A 17,268-nucleotide genomic window follows, 5' to 3' on the forward strand; every position below is an offset into this window, starting at 1 on the left:
CATATGTGTTCCCGGATCCACAATTCCGACACATCGGCCCCAGCAGCCCCGTGAACTGTCCTAGTCGAGTTCCAGCCATTCCGGGCCGTCCCGGCGGCCCGGGGGTCCGCCCCTCCCACGTCCTCCGGGCCTACCCGCCCGCCGCCGGTGAATTCACGAAGGTGCAACAGTCTTCCGGTATTCGGACGACCGGTGATCTGACCTGGACAGACCGGTGATCACGCTGCCAGTCTCGCGCCATGCCCGTCGCCAACCGGCCCACGCGCCGCACCGCCACCCCGGCCGCGCCCTCCGCCGTCCGCCGCACGGCCCCGGTCGCCGCCTGCCTCGCCGTCCTCCTCGCGGCCACCGCCGGCTGTGCTCCCCAGGACGACAGCAGCTCCGGCTCGTCGAACTCCTCCGCAGCGCCGCCCGCCGCGGCCGCGTGCACGAAGGGGAAGCTGGCCACGCAGGTCCCCGGCAAACTGACCGTGGGCACCGACAAGCCCGCCTACGCGCCCTGGTTCGAAGGCGACGACCCCGCGAACGGCAAGGGCTTCGAGTCGGCCGTCGCCTACGCCCTCGCCGAGCGGCTCGGGTACGACCGGGCCGACGTGGCCTGGCGGACCGTGCCCTTCAACACCGCCGTCGCCCCCGGCGCCAAGAAGTTCGACGTCGACCTCAACCAGGTCTCCGTCAGCGACGAGCGCCGCCGCGCCGTCGACTTCTCCTCCGGCTACTACGACGTCCGCCAGGCCGTCATCGCCCTCAAGGACTCCCCCGCCGCCAAGGCCGGGAACGTCGCCGACCTCAAGCACGTCAAGCTCGGCGCCCAGGTCGGCACCACCAGCCTCGACGTCGTCAACGACGTCATCAAGCCCGGCGAACGGCCCGCCGTCTTCCAGAAGAACGACTACGCCAAGACCGCGCTCAAGAACGGCCAGGTCGAGGCGATCGTCGTGGACCTGCCGACCGCCTTCTACATCACCTCCGCCGAGATCCAGGAGGCCAGGATCGTCGGCCAGTTCGAGGCCGGGGGCGGCAAGCCCGAGCAGTTCGGTCTCGTCCTCGACAAGGGCAGCCGCCTCACCTCGTGCGTCAGCGGCGCCGTCGACTCCCTCCGCAAGGACGGCACGCTCGCCCGCCTGGAGAAGAAGTGGCTCTCCGAGGCCGCCGACGCCCCGGTGCTGAAGTGAGCGCCGGCGAAGCGGCCGCCGCCGGGCCCGGGGACGCCGTGCCGTCCCTGGTGAAGAACGCCGCCCAGGACGCCTACACCCCCTCCGCACGGCGCCTCGAACGGGAGCGCTTCAAACGGACGCGGGCGCGCCGCGCCACGGCCGTCGCCGCCGGCAGCACCCTGGTCACGGGCGCCGTCCTGTTCGTGGCCGTCGTCAGCTCCCCCGGCTGGCCGCGCACCCGTGAAACGTTTCTGAACGGGCACTACGCGCGCGAGGCGCTGCCCCAGGTTCTGGAGGGCCTCTGGCTGAACCTCCGCCTGCTGGTCGTGTGCGGGGCGGCCGTGCTCGTCCTCGGCCTGCTGATCGCCGTCGCCCGTACCCTGCGCGGCCCGGTCTTCTTCCCGCTGCGCGCGCTCGCCACCGCCTACACCGACTTCTTCCGCGGGCTGCCCCTGGTGATCTGCCTGCTGATGGTCGTCTTCGGCGTCCCGGCGCTGCGGCTGCAGGGAGTGACGACCGACCCGGTGCTGCTGGGCGGGACGGCGCTGGTGCTGACCTACTCGGCGTACGTCGCCGAGGTCTTCCGCGCGGGCATCGAGTCCGTGCACCCCAGCCAGCGCGCCGCCGCCCGCTCGCTGGGCCTCAGCGCCCGCCAGACCCTGCGGTTCGTCATCCTCCCGCAGGCCGTGCGCAGGGTCGTGCCGCCTCTCCTGAACGACCTGGTCTCGCTGCAGAAGGACACCGGGCTCGTCTCGATCGCGGGCGCGGTGGACGCCGTCTACGCGGCCCAGATCCTTTCGAGCAAGAGCTTCAACTACACGCCGTACGTGGTCGCCGGGCTCATCTTCGTCGCCCTCACCATCCCCATGACCCGCTTCACCGACTGGGTCACGGCACGGACGGACCGCCGGCGGGCACAGGGAGGGATCGTATGAGCACGCAGCCCGTGCTGCGCCTCGAAGCGGTGCGCAAGACCTTCGGGGGCACGGTGGTGCTGCGCGACGTGGACCTGGACGTCGCCCCGCACACGGTGACCGCCCTCATCGGCGCCTCCGGCTCCGGCAAGTCGACGCTGCTGCGCTGCGCGAACCTGCTGGAGGAGATCGACGACGGGGCGATCCTCCTCGACGGCGAGGACATCACCGACCCGCGCGTCGACCCGGACACCGTCCGCCGCCGCATCGGCGTCGTCTTCCAGGCGTACAACCTCTTCCCGCACATGACCGTGCTCGACAACATCACGCTGGCCCCGCGGCGGGTCCACGGCGTCCCCCGCGCGGAGGCCGAGGAACGGGCCCGGGAGTTGCTGGAGCGGCTCGGCCTGGGCGGCAAGGCGGGCGAGTACCCCGACCGGCTCAGCGGCGGTCAGCAGCAGCGCGTGGCGATCGTCCGGGCGCTCGCGGGCCGGCCGCGGCTGCTGCTCCTGGACGAGATCACGGCGGCCCTCGACCCCGAGCTGGTCGGCGAGGTGCTGGGCGTCGTGCGGGACCTCAAGGAGGACGGCATGACGATGGTCCTGGCCACGCACGAGATGGGCTTCGCCAGGGACGTCGCCGACCAGGTGTGCTTCCTGGACGGCGGGGTCGTGCTGGAGCGCGGCACCCCCGAGGAGGTCTTCGGCCGGCCTCGCGAGGAACGCACCAGGCGGTTCCTGCGGCGGATCGTGGAGGCGGGGCGGCTGTGAGCCGACCGTGAGTTGCGCGGCCCTGGAATGAGAAGCCTTGGGGTGAGAACCCTGGGGATGAGGGCCTCGAAGTGAGAAGGAGTAACTCGAAGTGAGAAGGAGTAAGGGGCGCTGCTCAATGGGCAGCGCCCCTTACCGCGTCCTCAGGCCAGTTCCTTGATCAGCAGCTCGAACTCCAGGTCGTCACGCTGCGGGATACCGAAGCGCTCGTCCCCGTACGGGAACGGGCTCATCCGCCCGGTGCGCCGGTAGCCCCGGCGCTCATACCAGGCGATCAGCTCGTCACGCTGCCTGATGACGGTCATGTGCATCTCCGTGGCGCCCCACTCGGCGTGGACCAGCCGCTCGGCCTCCGCGATGACCACCTTGCCGAGCCCGCCGCCCTGGATCTCCGGGCTGACGGCGAACATCCCGAAGTACGCGTGCGCTCCCCGGTGTTCGAGCTGGCAGCAGGCCACTATCCGGCCGCCGCGCTCGACCACCAGCAGCCTGCTCGCCGGGTCCGTCACCACGGCCTCGACGCCCTCGGGGTCGGTGCGCTGGCCGTCCAGCAGGTCCGCCTCGGTCGTCCAGCCGGCGCGGCTCGCGTCACCGCGGTAGGCCGACTCGACGAGCGCCACGAGTACGGGCACGTCGTCGGCGGTCGCGTCCCGGAAGCTCGTCTCGGTGCTGCTGATGGTGTCCATCGTGTTCCTGGGGTCCTCTCCGTACGGCGGTTCCGGCTCCACGTGAACACTAACCCGGCCCCGGCGCGCGGCCGTCGCCCGCTTGCGCGCCCCTGGCGTGCGACCGCGCGTGCGCGGGCGCACTTCTACCCCTCCTATTCCCCTTCCGTGCGCCCATGCGCCCCCATGTGCACTCGTCCCCGGGGGAATCAACCGGAGGTGGGTCTGCGCGTCAGGGGAGGTGTGCCGTGCACGGACCGCCGCTGATCGGCTGGCTGCTGGTGGCGCTGTGCGCCGCGACGGGCGCGTACTGCCTGGTGCGCCTCCACGCGGGCCCTGGAGGGGAGCGCCGGGCCGTCGGGAGCGATGCCCTCATGGGGCTCGGCATGGCCGCCATGGCCGTTCCGGCCACGGTCCTGGACACGCGGCCGTGGGGTGCCCTGCTGTTCGCCGTCGTCTTCGGGGCAGCCGGGGTGCACACACTGGTGGCCGTGGCCCGGGGCCGCCTGGACACTGCTCACCTCCACCACGCCGTGGGCGCGTTCGCCATGGTCTATATGGCGCTGGCGATGGCCGGCGGCCCCGCGGGCGGCCGGAGCGTGCACGCGGGCACGGCCGCGCACGCCGCGGTGGCGCACGAGCCGGCCGGCACCCCGCTGCTGACGGGGCTGCTGCTGGTGTACTTCGCCGTGTACGTGGTCCGCACGGTGGCCGTGCTCGTCCCCGTCACCGTCGCCTCGGGGCAGCTCACCTGGCCGGGCCGGCCGGACCTCACGCACGCCTGCCGGCTGTCCATGGGCATCGGCATGCTGGCCATGCTGCTGACGCTCTGAGCGCGCGCCCCGGCCACCCCGTGGCGTGCGTCACTTCGCGTACGGGACCGTACCCCTGCCCGCGCCGCCGCTCATAGGCTGACGGCCATGATGGTCCCGCTCGCGCTGCTGGTCCTCGGCGCACTGGTGGCGGCGCTGGCGCCGCGTGTGCTGACGCGCTCCGACTGGCCGGACCGCGAGCCGGTCGTGGCGCTGTGGGTGTGGCAGTGCGCGGTGGCGGCCGTGCTGCTGTGCTGTCTGCTCGCCATGGCGCTGAGCGCCGCCGCGGCCTGGGAGGCCGTGCGCGGGCACGTCTTCGCCGCAGCGCCGCACGGTGTGGTCGAGGCGTACGCCCTCACCGCCTACGCCGCGTGGGCCGCGCCGCTGGCCCTGACGCTGGCGAGCGGTGCCGCGTGGACGGCGTGGATGCTGAGCCGCGAGATCCGCTGGGCGCGCGCCGGTCGCCGCAGGCGCCACGCAGAGTTGCTGGTGCGTTCCCCCTTGCTGCCCGGCGAGGAGCCCGGCGGGGACCGGCTCGTGGTGCTGGAGGGCGACCGCCCGGACGCCTGGTGGCTGCCCGGCGGCCAGGCCCCGCAGCTGGTGATCACGACGGGGGCGCTGCGCCGCCTCAAAGGCTCGCAGCTGGATGCGGTGCTGGCCCACGAGCAGGGTCACGCCCGGGCCCGGCACCACTGGCTGCTGCACGTCTCCTCAGCGCTCGCGAACGGCTTCCCGCAGGTGCCGGTGTTCGCGGCGTTCCGCGACCAGGTCCACCACCTGGTCGAACTGGCGGCGGACGATGCCGCGTCGCGGCGCTTCGGCCGGCTGACGACCGCCCTGGCCCTGGTGGAGCTGAACGAGGACCGCGGGGTGTTCGGGCCGTGCCCGTCCCAGCTGTCCCAGGTGCCGACGCGGGTGCAGCGGTTGCTGGCCCCCGCGCCCCGGCTGACTGCGGCGCGGCGGCTGCGGCTGACGGCGGTGGCCTCCCTGGTGCCGGCGGTCCCGCTGCTGGTCACGTTCATGCCGGGCCTGAGCGCACTGAGCCGGTCCGGCTCGTAGGCGCGGCACGGCCGAACGGCCGGGAGCAGGCGGCCGTTGCGAACGAGTAGCCCTGCCGGGGCACCATGGGCCACGATCGCCCCATGCACGCCCCGCCGCGGCCTTCGCCCGCACTCCCCCGCTCCCCTTCCCGCACGACCGCCCGGCCGGTGGCGATCCGCACCGGACTCGCCCTCGCCGCCGTGTTCGGTGTGCTGCTGGCCCTGGTGGCCTGCGCGTGGGAGCCGCTCGTCTCACTCGACCGGTACGTCGCGGACGGGCTGCACCCCGTGGCCGTGGAGCACCGCGGCTGGACGCGGTGCGTCCGTGTGCTCTCCGACCGGCTGTGGGACCCCTGGACGATGCGCGCCGCCCTGGCCGTCGCCGTGCTGTGGCTCGCGCGGCGGCGCGACTGGCTGCTCTGCGCCTGGATCGCCGGCACGTCGGCCCTGGGCACCTCGCTCCAGCAGGGGCTCAAGGCGGCGGTGGGGCGGGCCCGTCCGAGCTGGCCGGACCCGGTGGCGACCGCGCACTACGCGGCGTTCCCCTCGGGGCACGCCCTGACGGCGACGGTCACCTGCGGGCTCCTCGTGTGGCTCCTGTGGCGACACGGCGTACGGGCAGTGGGGCTGCGGGCCGCTCTGGCGGCCGGCGCGGTGTCGGTGCTCGGGGTCGGCTTCACCCGGCTGTACCTGGGGGTCCACTGGCTGTCGGACGTCGTGGGCGGGTGGCTGCTGGGCGGGGCGCTGGTGGCGGTTTCCGCGGCGTTGTTCGAGTTGCTGACGGGCAGGCGGGCGGACGGGGCGGGAACGGGTGGGGCGGCGCGGCGGTGAGCCGATCCGCGGCCCTCGGCCCGATACCCGGCAACCGTCCGGCGCTCCGTGCGACGCTGGCCTCTCTGACATCAAGCCGGCCTCTCTGACACCAAGCCGGCTTCTCTGACATCAATCAATGAGCCCGCCGTCTGCTCGCACGGACGGGGGCTGAGGGGGCGTCATGACGGTCAAGGGAGTGCTCTTCGACTTCTCCGGCACGCTGTTCCGGGTCGAGTCGGCCGTGTCGTGGCTGACCGCGGCGCTGGAGCGGACGGGCGTACGGATGGGTGAGACCGAAGCGGCCGGGGCCGCCCGGCGGTTGGAGGAGGCGGGCGCGCTCCCGGGCGGTGCGCATCCGGGCTCCGTACCGCCGCATCTGACCGAGGTGTGGGCCGCGCGCGACCGCAGCGCGGAGGAGCACCGCGCCGCGTACACCGGCCTGGCGCGCGAGGTGCCGCTGCCCCGGACCGAGGTCTACGACGCGCTGTACGAGCGCCACAAGGAGCCGGCCGCCTGGCGCCCGTACGCCGATGCGTGCGGTGTCCTCGGTGAGCTGCGGCGGCGCGGTGTGCGAACGGCCGTGGTCAGCAACGTGGGCTGGGATCTGCGGCCGGTGTTCCGGGCGCACGGCCTCGACACATGGGTGGACGCCTATGTCCTGTCCTTCGAACACGGTGTGCAGAAGCCCGATCCACAGCTGTTCCTGGCGGCCTGTCAGGCGCTCGGGCTGACTCCCGGGGAGGTGCTGATGGTGGGGGACGACCGCCGGGCCGACGGGGGAGCCGCCGCGCTGGGCTGTGCGGTGCATCTGGTGGATCATTTGCCCGTCGAGGAGCGGCCGGCGGGCCTGCGGCCGGTGCTCGGGCTGCTCGGCTGACGGCCGCCGGCAGGCCTGCCGGCGAAGCCCGCTGCTGAGCTCCCCCGGGCTGTACGAGACCGCCCCGCTGGTCTGGGCGGTCCCCCGCTCCGCCCAGGCCAGCCACACGCCGGAGTCGTACCACGCCGGGGCGGGCAGGACGGCCGGACAGCTCCTGAGTATATTGGCCCGGAGCCAGTCAACGCAGGAGTTACGGAATGTCCCCGCGCAGCGCGTCGGCCAACGAGGAGATGCGCCGCCGTTCCCGTGAGCGGCTGCTCCAGGCGACGGTCGAGCTCATCGGTGAACGCGGGTACGAGGCGACGACGCTCGCCGACATCGCCGACCGGGCGGGCACGGCGCGCGGCCTCGTCTCGTACTACTTCCCGGGCAAGCGGCAGTTGCTGCAGTCCGCGGTGCACCGCGTGATGCACTTGGAGCTCGAGGCCGGCCTGGAGCGCGCCCCGTGCGCCCGGGACGGCCGCGAGCGCCTCGCCCGCGCGATCGACGCGATCCTCGGGCTCGCGCGGGACCGGCCGCTGCTGATGCGCACCCACATGGCCGGAATCCTCCAGGCGGAAGGATTCATCCAGTGCCCTGAGCAGCAGCGCCTCGCGCACCTGCTGCACGACACGGTGGCGGCCTACGGTTCCCCCGACCCCGACACGGACTACCCGCTGCTGCGCGCGCTGCTGATGGGCGCCGTCGTGGCGGTCCTGCTGCCGGGCGCCCCCATGCCGTTCGAACGCCTGCGCGCGGAGCTGTTCCAGCGCTACGGGCTCGACTGGGGCCTGGGGATTCCGCCCGGTCCCGAGCCGCCGCCCGCCGGCACCTGAGCAGCGGCTACGCCCCGTCCGGCCCTCCCGAACCGGCCATGCCCGCCTGTCGCACTCCCGTCCAGCGGTCCCCGGTGCGATCCTGGAGGGACCTGCGGGACATCTGCGGAGATCCGCGGAAAGGGGCCCACCGTGCTTCGCATCGCCGTCGTCGGGTCGGGGCCGAGCGGGGTCTACACCGCCCAGGCCCTGGTGCAGCAGCGGGACGTCCCCGGCGTGACGGTGGACGTGCTGGACCGGCTGCCCTGCCCGTACGGGCTGGTGCGCTACGGCGTCGCGCCCGACCACGAGAAGATCAAGTCGCTGCAGAACAACCTGCGGGCCGCCATGGAGCACCCGGGCATCAGGTTCTTCGGCAACGTCCCGGTGGGCGACGGCCCACGCGGCCTGGCGCCGCGCAGGCTGCTGGAGATGTACCACGCGGTGGTCTACTGCGTCGGGGCCGCGACCGACCGGCGGCTCGGCATCCCGGGCGAGGAGCTGCCCGGCAGCTTCTCGGCCACGGAGTTCGTCTCCTGGTACAGCGCCCATCCGGACGCTCTGCCTGGCGGGTTCGTGCTGGGCGCGCGCTCCGCGGTCGTCATCGGCATGGGGAACGTCGCCGTCGACGTGGCCCGCGTGCTGGGGCGCGGCCCCGGCGAACTGCACCACACCGACGTGCCGGACGCCGCCCTGGGAGCGCTCGCGGAGAGCCGGGTGACGGACATCCACATGGTCGGCCGGCGCGGGCCCTCGCAGGCGAAGTTCACCACGAAGGAGCTGCGCGAGCTGGGCGCTCTGCCGGGTGCGGAGACGCTCGTACGGGCCGGGGAGGCGGCGCTCGATCCCGCGTGGGCCGACCCCGGCGGGCTGCCCGCGGCGGGGCGGCGCAACGTGGAGGTCCTGCGCGACTGGGCCGGACGGCCTCCGGCGGGCCGCCCGCGCCGAATCCACCTGCGGTTCTTCCTCCGGCCCGTCGCCCTGCTCGGCGACGGTGCGGTGCGCGCCGTGCGCTTCGAGCGGACGGTCCCGGACGGCCGCGGCGGCATCGCCGGGACGGGTGAGTTCGAGGACGTCGAGGCGCAGCTGGTGCTGCGCTCGGTGGGCTACCGCGGGGTGCCGATCGCGGGTCTGCCGTTCGACGGCGGGCTGGGGACCGTGCCGAACGCGGAAGGCCGGGTGCTGCGGGACGGCGTGCCGTCGCCCGGCGAGTACGTGGCGGGGTGGATCAAGCGCGGTCCGACGGGTGTGATCGGCACGAACCGCTCGTGTGCGAAGGAGACGGTGACGTCCCTGCTGGCCGATGCCGGGGCGCTCGCGGAGCGCACGCCCGTGACCGCCGAGGAGGCGCGGGCCGCCCTGCGGGCGGCGGGGCGGCAGCCCGTGGAGTGGACGGGCTGGCTGGGCATCGAGGCCGCGGAGGCCGCTCTGGGCCGGCGGCTGGGGCGCGGGCCGGTGAAGATCCCGGACTGGGCGGGGCTGCTGTCCGCGGCGCGCGCCGGCGGCTGACGGCCCCCGGGCCGGAGGTCTCCGTCAGGACTCGCCGCCCGGGCGGGACGCCTGGAGCGACGCCGCCGTGAGGACGGAGTCGAGCAGCCCGGGGAAGAGCGCTTCGAGGTCCTCGCGGCGCAGGGCGTTCATCTTCGCGGTGCCCCGGTAGATCTGCCGGACCACGCCGTTCTCGCGCAGCACGCGGAAGTGGTGGGTCGTCGTCGACTTACTGACCGGGAGGTCGAAGACCGAGCAGTTCAACTCGCCCTCTCCCGCAGCGAGGTCACGCACGATCTGCAGGCGCATGGGGTCGGAGAGCGCGTGCAGCACGCCCTCCAGGCGGATGTCCGCGCGGTCCGGGTGCTCCAGGGAGCGGCCGCTCGGCGACGGCTGCTTCTTTGCTCTCTGCACCGGCACGGCTGCTCCTCCAGGTACGCCGGGGATCTCCACGACGCCCCCATTGTACGAGGACCCTCGTAGTTTGACATCTCTCGTACTACGAGGGTTATCGTACGACCAGCCCGCCGTGGAGACCCCCGGCGTATCTGGAGGAGCCCGCTGTGACTGCCATGACCGCCATGACCGCACTCTTCACTCCGTACGACCTGCGCTCGCTCACCGTTCCCAACCGGATCTGGATGGCCCCGATGTGCCAGTACAGCGCCGAGGTCTTCGGACCGAACGCGGGCGTCGCCGGCGACTGGCACTTCGCGCACTACGCCGCCCGCGCGACCGGCGGCGCGGGGCTGATCCTGGTGGAGGCGACCGCGGTCAGCCCCGAGGGCCGCATCAGCCCGGCCGATCTCGGGCTCTGGAACGACACCCAGGCCGGGGCGCTCCGCCGCATCGCCTCGTTCCTCAAGGAGCGCGGCACCGTGCCGGGCATCCAGCTCGGGCACGCCGGCCGCAAGGCGGCCACCGACCGGCCGTGGCGCGGCGGCGGGCCGGCGGGCCCGGACGAGGGCTGGCAGCCGGCCGCCCCGAGCGCGCTGCCGTACGCGCCGGGCCATCCCGTACCCGACGCGTTGACGGTGGAACAGATCCAGCAGGTGGTGCGGCAGTTCGCGGAGGCGGCGCAGCGCGCCCTGGCCGCCGGCTTCCAGGTCGTGGAGGTGCACGGCGCGCACGGCTACCTCATCCACGAGTTCCTGTCCCCGCTCAGCAACCGGCGCACCGACACCTACGGGGGTTCGTTCGAGAACCGGGCGCGCTTCGCGCTGGAGGTCGTGGAAGCGGTGCGCGCGGTGTGGCCGGAGGAACTGCCGGTGTTCTTCCGGACGTCGGCGACGGACTGGGTGGCGGAGAACCCCGAGGACGGGCGCGACGGCTGGACCGCCGACGACACCGTGCGCCTCGCGCGCGAGCTGCGGGTCCGCGGCGTGGACCTGCTGGACGTCTCCACGGGCGGCATCACCTCAGGCATCCGCATCCCCACCGGCCCCGGCTACCAGGTGCCGTTCGCCCGCCGGGTCCGCGCGGAGGCCGGCCTGCCGACCGCCGCGGTCGGCCTGATCACCGAGCCGCAGCAGGCCGAGAAGATCCTCGCCGCCGGTGAGGCCGACGCCGTTCTGCTCGGCCGCGAACTGCTCCGCGACCCGCACTGGCCCCACCGCGCGGCGGCCGCGCTCGGTGCGGCGAAGCGCCTGCCCGACCAGTACGGCTGGGCCGTCTGAGACGCAAGGGGCAGCCGCGGCCCGTGGGCCACACGTACGGCTGAATCCGCCGGACGGGAAAGGGCGGGCGTACGCGCTGCTCCCGCCCGGCCCGGCCCCCGGAGCCGGGATGCGAGCGCGGCCCCTCCCTCGCGTACGATCCTAGACTTGCGCAACTGCCAGCAGTCTGTATTACAGGGAGGGGCGGCAGCTGTGGCTGCACGACCTTTGCACGAGATCGTCGAACCGGGCTGGGCAAAGGCCCTGGAGCCGGTGGCCGACCGGATCGCCGCGATGGGCGACTTCCTGCGCGCCGAAATCGCCGCGGGCCGCACGTACCTGCCATCGGGCGCCAACGTCCTGCGCGCCTTCCAGCAGCCGTTCGACGACGTCCGGGTGCTGATCGTGGGTCAGGACCCGTACCCGACGCCGGGGCACGCAGTCGGGCTGAGCTTCTCCGTGGCGCCCGAGGTGCGCCCGCTGCCCGGCAGTCTGGAGAACATATACCGCGAGATGCACACCGACCTGGGGCTGCCGCGGCCGTCCAACGGCGACCTCACGCCGTGGACCCGGCAGGGCGTCCTGCTCCTCAACAGGGCGCTGACCACCGCCCCGCGCAAGCCCGCCGCACACCGCGGCAAGGGTTGGGAGGAGGTCACCGAGCAGGCGATCCGGGCGCTGGTCGAACGGGGGCGGCCGCTGGTGGCGATCCTCTGGGGGCGCGACGCGCGCAACCTGCGGCCACTGCTGGGGCAGGTGCCGTCCGTGGAGTCGGCGCACCCCTCCCCCATGTCGGCCGACCGCGGCTTCTTCGGCTCGCGGCCGTTCAGCCGCGCCAACGACCTGCTGGCGCGCCAGGGCTCGGCCCCGGTGGACTGGCAGCTTCCGTGATGCGTGCGGCGGCCTCCGCGGTGCTTGCGGCATCCGCCGTGCCGCCTGCGGCCGTGCCCCCGGTCCGGGCGGCGGCCCGGGGGCTGCTGCCGCATCACCGGCAGTGCGGCCTCGCCGCAGGGCGCCTGCACGTGGGGGCGGCCCAGTGAACACGGCGGCCGAGTACGTGCCGGGCACCGCGGCGGCAGGCCGGGAGCCCGGCCCTGCCAAGGGGCGCCTCCTGACGCGGCCGGCCCGGTGAGCCCGGCGACCGGTCACGTCCTCGGCGTCGACTCCGGCGGCTCGGGGATCCGCGTCGCCCTGCGCGCGGTCCCGGCCGGCAGCCCGGACCTGGCCTGGTCCTCCTCCGTCCCGGCAGCCGTCGGCGAGCAGGGCATCGACGCCCGGGACCTGCTCGGCCAGGTGCTGCCCGCGGCCCGGAGCCTGCTGGCGCGGGCCGGGGCGCAGCACTGCGAGGCCGTCTGCGTGGGCGCCGCCGGCATGGTCTCGCTCGGGGCGGACCTGCGCGCCGTCCTGCCCCCGGCCCTGCGCGAGGCCCTCGGCGCGCGAAGGCTCGCCCTGGCCGCGGACGCCGTCACCGCCTACGCCGGCGCCCTGGGCCAGCGGCCGGGAGCCGTCGTCGCCGCGGGCACCGGGCTGATCGCGGTGGGCACGGACCTGACCGCGGAGGGCGGCTGGCGGCGCGCCGACGGCTGGGGCCATCTGCTCGGCGACTGCGGGAGCGGCGCCTGGATCGGCCGCGCCGGCCTGGAGGCGGCGATGCGGGCGTACGACGGGCGGGCCGGCGGTTCGCACGCGCTGCTGGAGCGGCTGCAGGCGGTCTTCGGCCCGCCGCCGGAGCTGCCCGCCGCCCTGTATCCCCGGGCGGACCGGCCCGCCGTCCTCGCCTCGTTCGCCCCGGAGGTGTCCCGGTGCGCCCCGGCCGACCCGGTGGCGGCCGGCATCCTGCGCCGGGCGGCCCGGCACATCGCCGAGGCGGCGGCGGCGGTCTGCCCGCCGCCCCGGCCCGGCCGGGAAGCGACCCGGGCAGCAGTCGGCCGGCAGGCAGGTCTGGTGGATCCGGCCGACGAGGTGTATGGGACCGGCGATGCTTACGACGTGGCCGTTACCGGCGGCCTCCTCCGCATGGGCGCACCCCTGCTCGCACCCCTGCGCGAGGAGTTGCAATTGCAACTTCCCCGTGCGCGTCCGGTCGCCGCGGCGGGCGAGCCCCTGGACGGCGCGTTGTGCGTGGCCGAAGCCCTGCTGACGGACAGTCTGCTGCTGCCGGCCGATCCACCGATGCTCCGCATCGTTTGCTGACCGCTTCCGATCACGCCCGTACGCTTCTGCGATGAGCGTATTTTTGGGCGAATAAATCCGGACAGACACCACCGGGACGCCCCCACCCGAACGGCCGAGTGCCCCGAACGACTAACATGCGGCGCCATGAGCTCCCCCACAGGGCCTGCGCCTGGCCTGCCTGTACGAATGCCGCGACCCCGTCAGCCCGGACGGCACCGGCGGCCGGAGCCGGCGGCCGCCCCCGCCGGCGCGCCGCCGCTGGTGCTCGCCGTCCCGGGGCTCCCCGACACGGCGACGCGCCTCCTCGCCGAGGAGGTCCTCAGCATCGCGCGCTCCGAGCTCCCGGGGCTCGACGCCCGCATCGGCTACGTGGACGCCGACGGCGGCGCCGAGGGCTACCCGCCCCTCGAGTCCGTCCTCGCCTACGCCGCCGCGCAGCGCACCGCTCGCGCGAGCGAAGCCCGCGAAGCCGGTGCCGAGGACGGCGCCGCCGACGTCTGGGACCAGTGGCCCCCGGCCGTCGTGGTGCCGCTCCTGGCCGGCCCCGACAACGCCCTCCTGCGCCGCGTCCGCCAGTCCGTCATGAGCAGCGGTTCCGCCGCCGAGCTCACCGACGCGCTCGGCCCGCACCCGCTGCTCGCCGAGGCCCTGCACGTCCGCCTGTCGGAGGCCGGCCTGGCCCGCGCCGACCGCGCGCGACTGTTCACAGTTGCAACGGCGGCGGACGGGATCATCCTGGCGACGGTCGGCGGCGAGGAGGCCGTACAGGCCGCCGGGATCAGCGGCATGCTGCTCTCCGCCCGCCTCGCCGTGCCGGTCCTCGCGGCCGCTCTCGACATCGAGGGCGACATCGCGCGCGCGGCCGACCAGCTGCGCGGCTCCGGCTCGCGGAACCTCGCGCTCGCTCCCGGCCTCATCGGCCCGGAGATCGCCGAGGGGATCGCGGACGCCGCCGCCAAGGAGGCGGACTGCACGGCGGCCGCGCCGCTCGGCGCCTACCCGGCGATCGGCAAGCTCGTCCTGGCGAAGTACGCCGAGGTGCTGGGCATATCCGTGCAGCCGGCCCAGAGCCCGGCGCGCTGACCGTCCTCGCGACTGCGTTTCCGTACGGGTCCTGCGACCAGAGGGTGCCGTGACCGTCTGACCGCTCGACCCGCCGTTTCCCGGAAGAGGGGCTCCTGCACTGCGGAGAGCCCCTCTCGGCTTTCCTGGGCCCCGGGGCAAGGGATCGGGCCGAGGGCTCAGCGCACCTGACTCAGTGCCCGGGCTCAGCGCCTCGGGCTCAGTGCCTCGGGCTCAGTGCCTCGGGCTCAGTTGAAGATCACGCAGGATGCCGCCGGCACGGCGACCGTGCCGGCGAAGGCCGGTATGCCGGTGTCCGGGTCCACGACGAACCACGAGACGTCGCCCGACCGCTCGTTGGCGGCGTACAGGTACCGGCCCGACGGGTGCAGGGTCAGGTCCCGCGGCCAGGCGCCCCCGCAGCCGACGACGTCGCGGAGCCCTAGGACGTTCCCCGATCCGTCGAGGGCGAGGACCGAGATGCTGTCGTGGCCCCGGTTGGCCACCCAGAGGAACCGTCCGTCGGCGGAGACCACGGGCTCGGACGGATACGTCGGGACGCCCTCGCCGGGCGGCAGGACGCGCGTCTCACCGAGGGGCTCCAGCAGCCCGTCCGCGCTGCTCCAGCGGCAGACGGTGACGCTCGGCGCCAGCTCGTTCAGCACGTAGACGCGGTCAGCCTGAGGAGCGAACGCCAGGTGCCGCGGTCCCGTGCCGGACCGCAGTCGGGTCTCGCCGTGGAGGCGCGGCAGGCCCGTCACCGGGTCGAGCGCGTACGTCCACACCGAGTCCGTGCCGAGGTCGGCGGCGAGGAGCGTGCGGCCCGAGGGGTCGGGCACGACGGCGTGGGCGTGCGGGCCCTTCTGCCGGTCCGCGACGGGGCCGCTGCCCCGGTGGGCCAGCACCGCCGCAGGGGTGCCGAGCCCGCCGCCCCTGCGGACGGGGAGGGCGCTGACGCTGCCCGAGCCGTAGTTGGCGGTGAACACGTGGGTGCCGGTGACAGCGAGGTGGGTGGGGGCGTCGCCCCGCACGGGCACGGGCTCGCCGAGCAGCCCCGGCCGTACGGGGTCGGCGAGGGAGAACGCCGCGACGGCGCCCTCGTCGGTCTCGCTCACCGCGTACAGCACGTCGGCCCCGGGCGAGAGGGCGAGGAAGGAGGGGTTCGCCACGGCGTCCGTGGAACCCAGGAGCTTCAGCGCGCCCGTGCCGGGGTCGGTCTCGGCGACCGTGACGCCCCGGCCGCCGGCCGCCGTGTACGACCCGATGTACGCGAGCCGCCCGCGCTGCCCGGCCCGTCCGCCGTCGACCGTCATGCCGCCCTCCCCGCCCCGAAGACTGTGATCCCGACGCTACACGGCGCCACCGACATACCGGATGTCAGGCCTCCGCGAACACTCCGCGGGGACCGCTGCGCAGCGGCTCGGCCAGCGAGGACAGCGCGGCCTCCAGGTCGCGCAGATGGGCGAGCGCGGCCTCGGCGCCGGGGTGGTGGTGCGGTGCCGCACCGGGCAGCACGGCCGCCGACCGGGTCTCCCCGCCGGGCGCGACGAGGCCGAGCAGCGCCGTCTCGACACGCTGGCAGGCGGCGGTGAGCCGGGCGTCGTGCGAGGCGTCGGGGTCCGCGGCGACGGCCGCGAGGCCGCGTGCCTGACGGGCGCAGTCGTCGAGGTGCAGCATGACCTGCCGCGCGCGCTCCTTACGGGCGCGCAGCGGGCTGAGCGGGTGCAGCAGCGGGGCCAGGGAGACGCGGACCTTGCCGAGGAGGAGCTCGAGCTCGGCGACGTGCGGTGCGGGGTCCGCGGACGCGTCTCCGGCCAGCCGCCGCGCGGAGTCGGCCGTGCAGTGCCGTACGGCGACCAGGGCGCGCTGGATCCAGGCGTCCGTGGCGGCGTGGGTGGTGACGGGCAGGACGAGCGCGACGGCGATGGCGGCGCCGGCGGCTCCGACGAGGGTCTGCTCGAAGCGCAGGGCGAGCAGGCCGGGGTGGAGGACGCCCAGCAGACCGTAGAGCAGGCCGGCCATGACGGTCACGAAGAACATCATCCAGCTGTACGAGGGGGCCGCGGTGTAGAAGATCCCGAAGACGCAGAGGGCGACGAGGACGGCGGTGGGCCCGGGCGCGCCGTGCAGCGGTACGGCCACGAGGAGGCCGGCCGCGATGCCGGCCAGGGTGCCGATGACGCGGCGGAACCCGCGGACGAGGGTCTCGCCGCGCGAGGCGGTGTTGACGAAGATCCACCAGGCGGTGCCCACGGCCCAGTACCAGCGTTCGTCGGAGACCAGCTGGCCGACGCCGAGGGCGACGGCGCAGGCGAGGGTGTTCTGGAAGGCCAGCCGCGTGGTGGGGCGGGCGAGGCCGCGCCCGGCGAGCGGGGCCGGTCCGGCCGGCGGCGGGGTGCGGCGCTCGATGCACCACAGCCCGAAGCGCACCAGGCCGCAGGCCGCGAGGGCCATGATCACGGCCGCGTAGAGGTGCGGGAGCTGGGCGGGCACGGCGTGCAGGAACTGGGTGGCGAAGAACATCATGAAGCCGAAGATGCCGAGCGCCTGTCCGCGCGGTCCCCAGCGCCGGGCGTAGACCCCGCAGAACACGACGGCGAGGAACGCGGCGTCGCGCACCAGGGGCATGCCGTGCAGGGCCGCCGCCAGGGCGAGCACGGGGAACCCGACGGCGGGCAGCAGGGCCGTGGTGACCACCTGACGCCCCGGCGTCGCGTCGCCGACGGTGAACATCGCGAGCAGTGCCGCGAGGCCGCCCGCGATGGAGGCGGACAGCGGCAGGCCGGACAGCTCCACGACGGTGACCGCGAATCCCACGCCGATGACGGCGCGGACGGCGGTCCGCAGCCGGAGCAGGCCCGGATCCGGAGCCACGAAGATCCTCTTCAGTGCTACCGCCCCTTCTCCCCGAGTTGGGTACGCGCGCACGCACGCGTACGGATGGTTTTCGGCATGTGGTTTCGCCATGTGGTTTCGGCATGACAAAGGCGCTGCGGGGGTCCGGCGCGGCTCCTTCGCCGCCCGGCGCAGCCCATCGCAACGCCAT

Annotated in this window: 17 protein-coding genes; 13 read left to right on the top strand and 4 right to left on the bottom strand. The window is 74.5% G+C overall.

What is annotated here, in order from left to right:
- Positions 1 to 239: 239 nt before the first annotated feature.
- The 3 genes from IF61_RS0104105 to IF61_RS0104115 are packed head-to-tail and all read left to right on the top strand — an operon-like array spanning position 240 to position 2,841.
- A complete protein-coding gene (locus tag IF61_RS0104105; protein WP_052392379.1) occupies positions 240 to 1,175 on the top strand; it encodes an ABC transporter substrate-binding protein in 936 nt (311 codons plus the stop codon).
- A gap of 38 nt (positions 1,176 to 1,213) precedes the next feature.
- Positions 1,214 to 2,092, top strand: a complete 879-nt coding sequence (locus IF61_RS0104110; RefSeq protein WP_043187822.1) for an amino acid ABC transporter permease — start codon at positions 1,214 to 1,216, stop codon at positions 2,090 to 2,092.
- On the top strand, positions 2,089 to 2,841 hold the full coding sequence (locus IF61_RS0104115) for an amino acid ABC transporter ATP-binding protein (protein ID WP_030364830.1): 753 nt from the start codon (positions 2,089 to 2,091) through the stop codon (positions 2,839 to 2,841). Before IF61_RS0104110 ends, IF61_RS0104115 begins: the two co-directional genes overlap by 4 nt.
- Before the next feature lie 143 nt (positions 2,842 to 2,984).
- Here IF61_RS0104115 and IF61_RS0104120 read toward each other — a convergent pair whose 3' ends face one another.
- Positions 2,985 to 3,527, bottom strand: coding sequence for a GNAT family N-acetyltransferase (locus IF61_RS0104120; protein WP_030364831.1), 543 nt, complete (start codon positions 3,525 to 3,527; stop codon positions 2,985 to 2,987).
- A 227-nt stretch (positions 3,528 to 3,754) separates the two neighbouring features.
- On the opposite strand from IF61_RS0104120, the gene IF61_RS0104125 reads away from it, so the two are divergent.
- The 6 genes from IF61_RS0104125 to IF61_RS0104150 all read left to right on the top strand — a co-directional run bounded on the left by IF61_RS0104125 (position 3,755) and on the right by IF61_RS0104150 (position 9,351).
- A complete protein-coding gene (locus IF61_RS0104125) occupies positions 3,755 to 4,339 on the top strand; it encodes a DUF5134 domain-containing protein (protein WP_030364832.1) in 585 nt (194 codons plus the stop codon).
- Positions 4,340 to 4,426: 87 nt separating this feature from the next.
- Entirely contained in the window at positions 4,427 to 5,377 is a 951-nt protein-coding gene (locus tag IF61_RS0104130; RefSeq protein WP_030364833.1) for a M56 family metallopeptidase, read from the top strand.
- 83 nt (positions 5,378 to 5,460) lie between these two features.
- Positions 5,461 to 6,189 (top strand): phosphatase PAP2 family protein, encoded by a 729-nt coding sequence (locus tag IF61_RS0104135; RefSeq protein WP_030364834.1) that lies wholly within the window; start codon positions 5,461 to 5,463, stop codon positions 6,187 to 6,189.
- A 163-nt stretch (positions 6,190 to 6,352) separates the two neighbouring features.
- Complete coding sequence (locus IF61_RS0104140; RefSeq protein WP_030364835.1) at positions 6,353 to 7,048, top strand: HAD family hydrolase; 696 nt, start codon at positions 6,353 to 6,355, stop codon at positions 7,046 to 7,048.
- Between the two features lie 197 nt (positions 7,049 to 7,245).
- On the top strand, positions 7,246 to 7,863 hold the full coding sequence (locus IF61_RS0104145) for a TetR/AcrR family transcriptional regulator (protein WP_030364836.1): 618 nt from the start codon (positions 7,246 to 7,248) through the stop codon (positions 7,861 to 7,863).
- 132 nt (positions 7,864 to 7,995) lie between these two features.
- Positions 7,996 to 9,351: an FAD-dependent oxidoreductase gene (locus tag IF61_RS0104150; RefSeq protein WP_030364837.1), complete on the top strand. Its 1,356-nt coding sequence runs from the start codon at positions 7,996 to 7,998 to the stop codon at positions 9,349 to 9,351.
- 24 nt (positions 9,352 to 9,375) lie between these two features.
- Here IF61_RS0104150 and IF61_RS0104155 read toward each other — a convergent pair whose 3' ends face one another.
- Complete coding sequence (locus IF61_RS0104155) at positions 9,376 to 9,744, bottom strand: ArsR/SmtB family transcription factor (RefSeq protein ID WP_030364838.1); 369 nt, start codon at positions 9,742 to 9,744, stop codon at positions 9,376 to 9,378.
- A 167-nt stretch (positions 9,745 to 9,911) separates the two neighbouring features.
- Here IF61_RS0104155 and IF61_RS0104160 point away from each other — a divergent pair, with 167 nt between their 5' ends.
- From IF61_RS0104160 to IF61_RS0104175, 4 genes are all read left to right on the top strand, one after another.
- On the top strand, positions 9,912 to 11,006 hold the full coding sequence (locus IF61_RS0104160) for an NADH:flavin oxidoreductase/NADH oxidase (RefSeq protein WP_030364839.1): 1,095 nt from the start codon (positions 9,912 to 9,914) through the stop codon (positions 11,004 to 11,006).
- A gap of 192 nt (positions 11,007 to 11,198) precedes the next feature.
- Positions 11,199 to 11,876: a uracil-DNA glycosylase gene (locus tag IF61_RS0104165; protein WP_030364840.1), complete on the top strand. Its 678-nt coding sequence runs from the start codon at positions 11,199 to 11,201 to the stop codon at positions 11,874 to 11,876.
- A gap of 237 nt (positions 11,877 to 12,113) precedes the next feature.
- Positions 12,114 to 13,178, top strand: a complete 1,065-nt coding sequence (locus IF61_RS0104170) for an N-acetylglucosamine kinase (RefSeq protein ID WP_030364841.1) — start codon at positions 12,114 to 12,116, stop codon at positions 13,176 to 13,178.
- Positions 13,179 to 13,304: 126 nt separating this feature from the next.
- The gene (locus IF61_RS0104175; RefSeq protein ID WP_078659953.1) at positions 13,305 to 14,243 is read left to right on the top strand and encodes a sirohydrochlorin chelatase family protein; all 939 of its coding nucleotides are present in this window, start codon (positions 13,305 to 13,307) and stop codon (positions 14,241 to 14,243) included.
- A gap of 227 nt (positions 14,244 to 14,470) precedes the next feature.
- Here IF61_RS0104175 and IF61_RS0104180 read toward each other — a convergent pair whose 3' ends face one another.
- The gene (locus IF61_RS0104180; protein WP_030364843.1) at positions 14,471 to 15,535 is read right to left on the bottom strand and encodes a lactonase family protein; all 1,065 of its coding nucleotides are present in this window, start codon (positions 15,533 to 15,535) and stop codon (positions 14,471 to 14,473) included.
- Between the two features lie 64 nt (positions 15,536 to 15,599).
- Positions 15,600 to 17,102: an FUSC family protein gene (locus IF61_RS0104185; protein ID WP_245684410.1), complete on the bottom strand. Its 1,503-nt coding sequence runs from the start codon at positions 17,100 to 17,102 to the stop codon at positions 15,600 to 15,602.
- Positions 17,103 to 17,268: the final 166 nt, after the last annotated feature.

The sequence above is a fragment of the Streptomyces roseoverticillatus genome (assembly GCF_000719265.1).
Lineage (GTDB): Bacteria > Actinomycetota > Actinomycetes > Streptomycetales > Streptomycetaceae > Streptomyces > Streptomyces roseoverticillatus.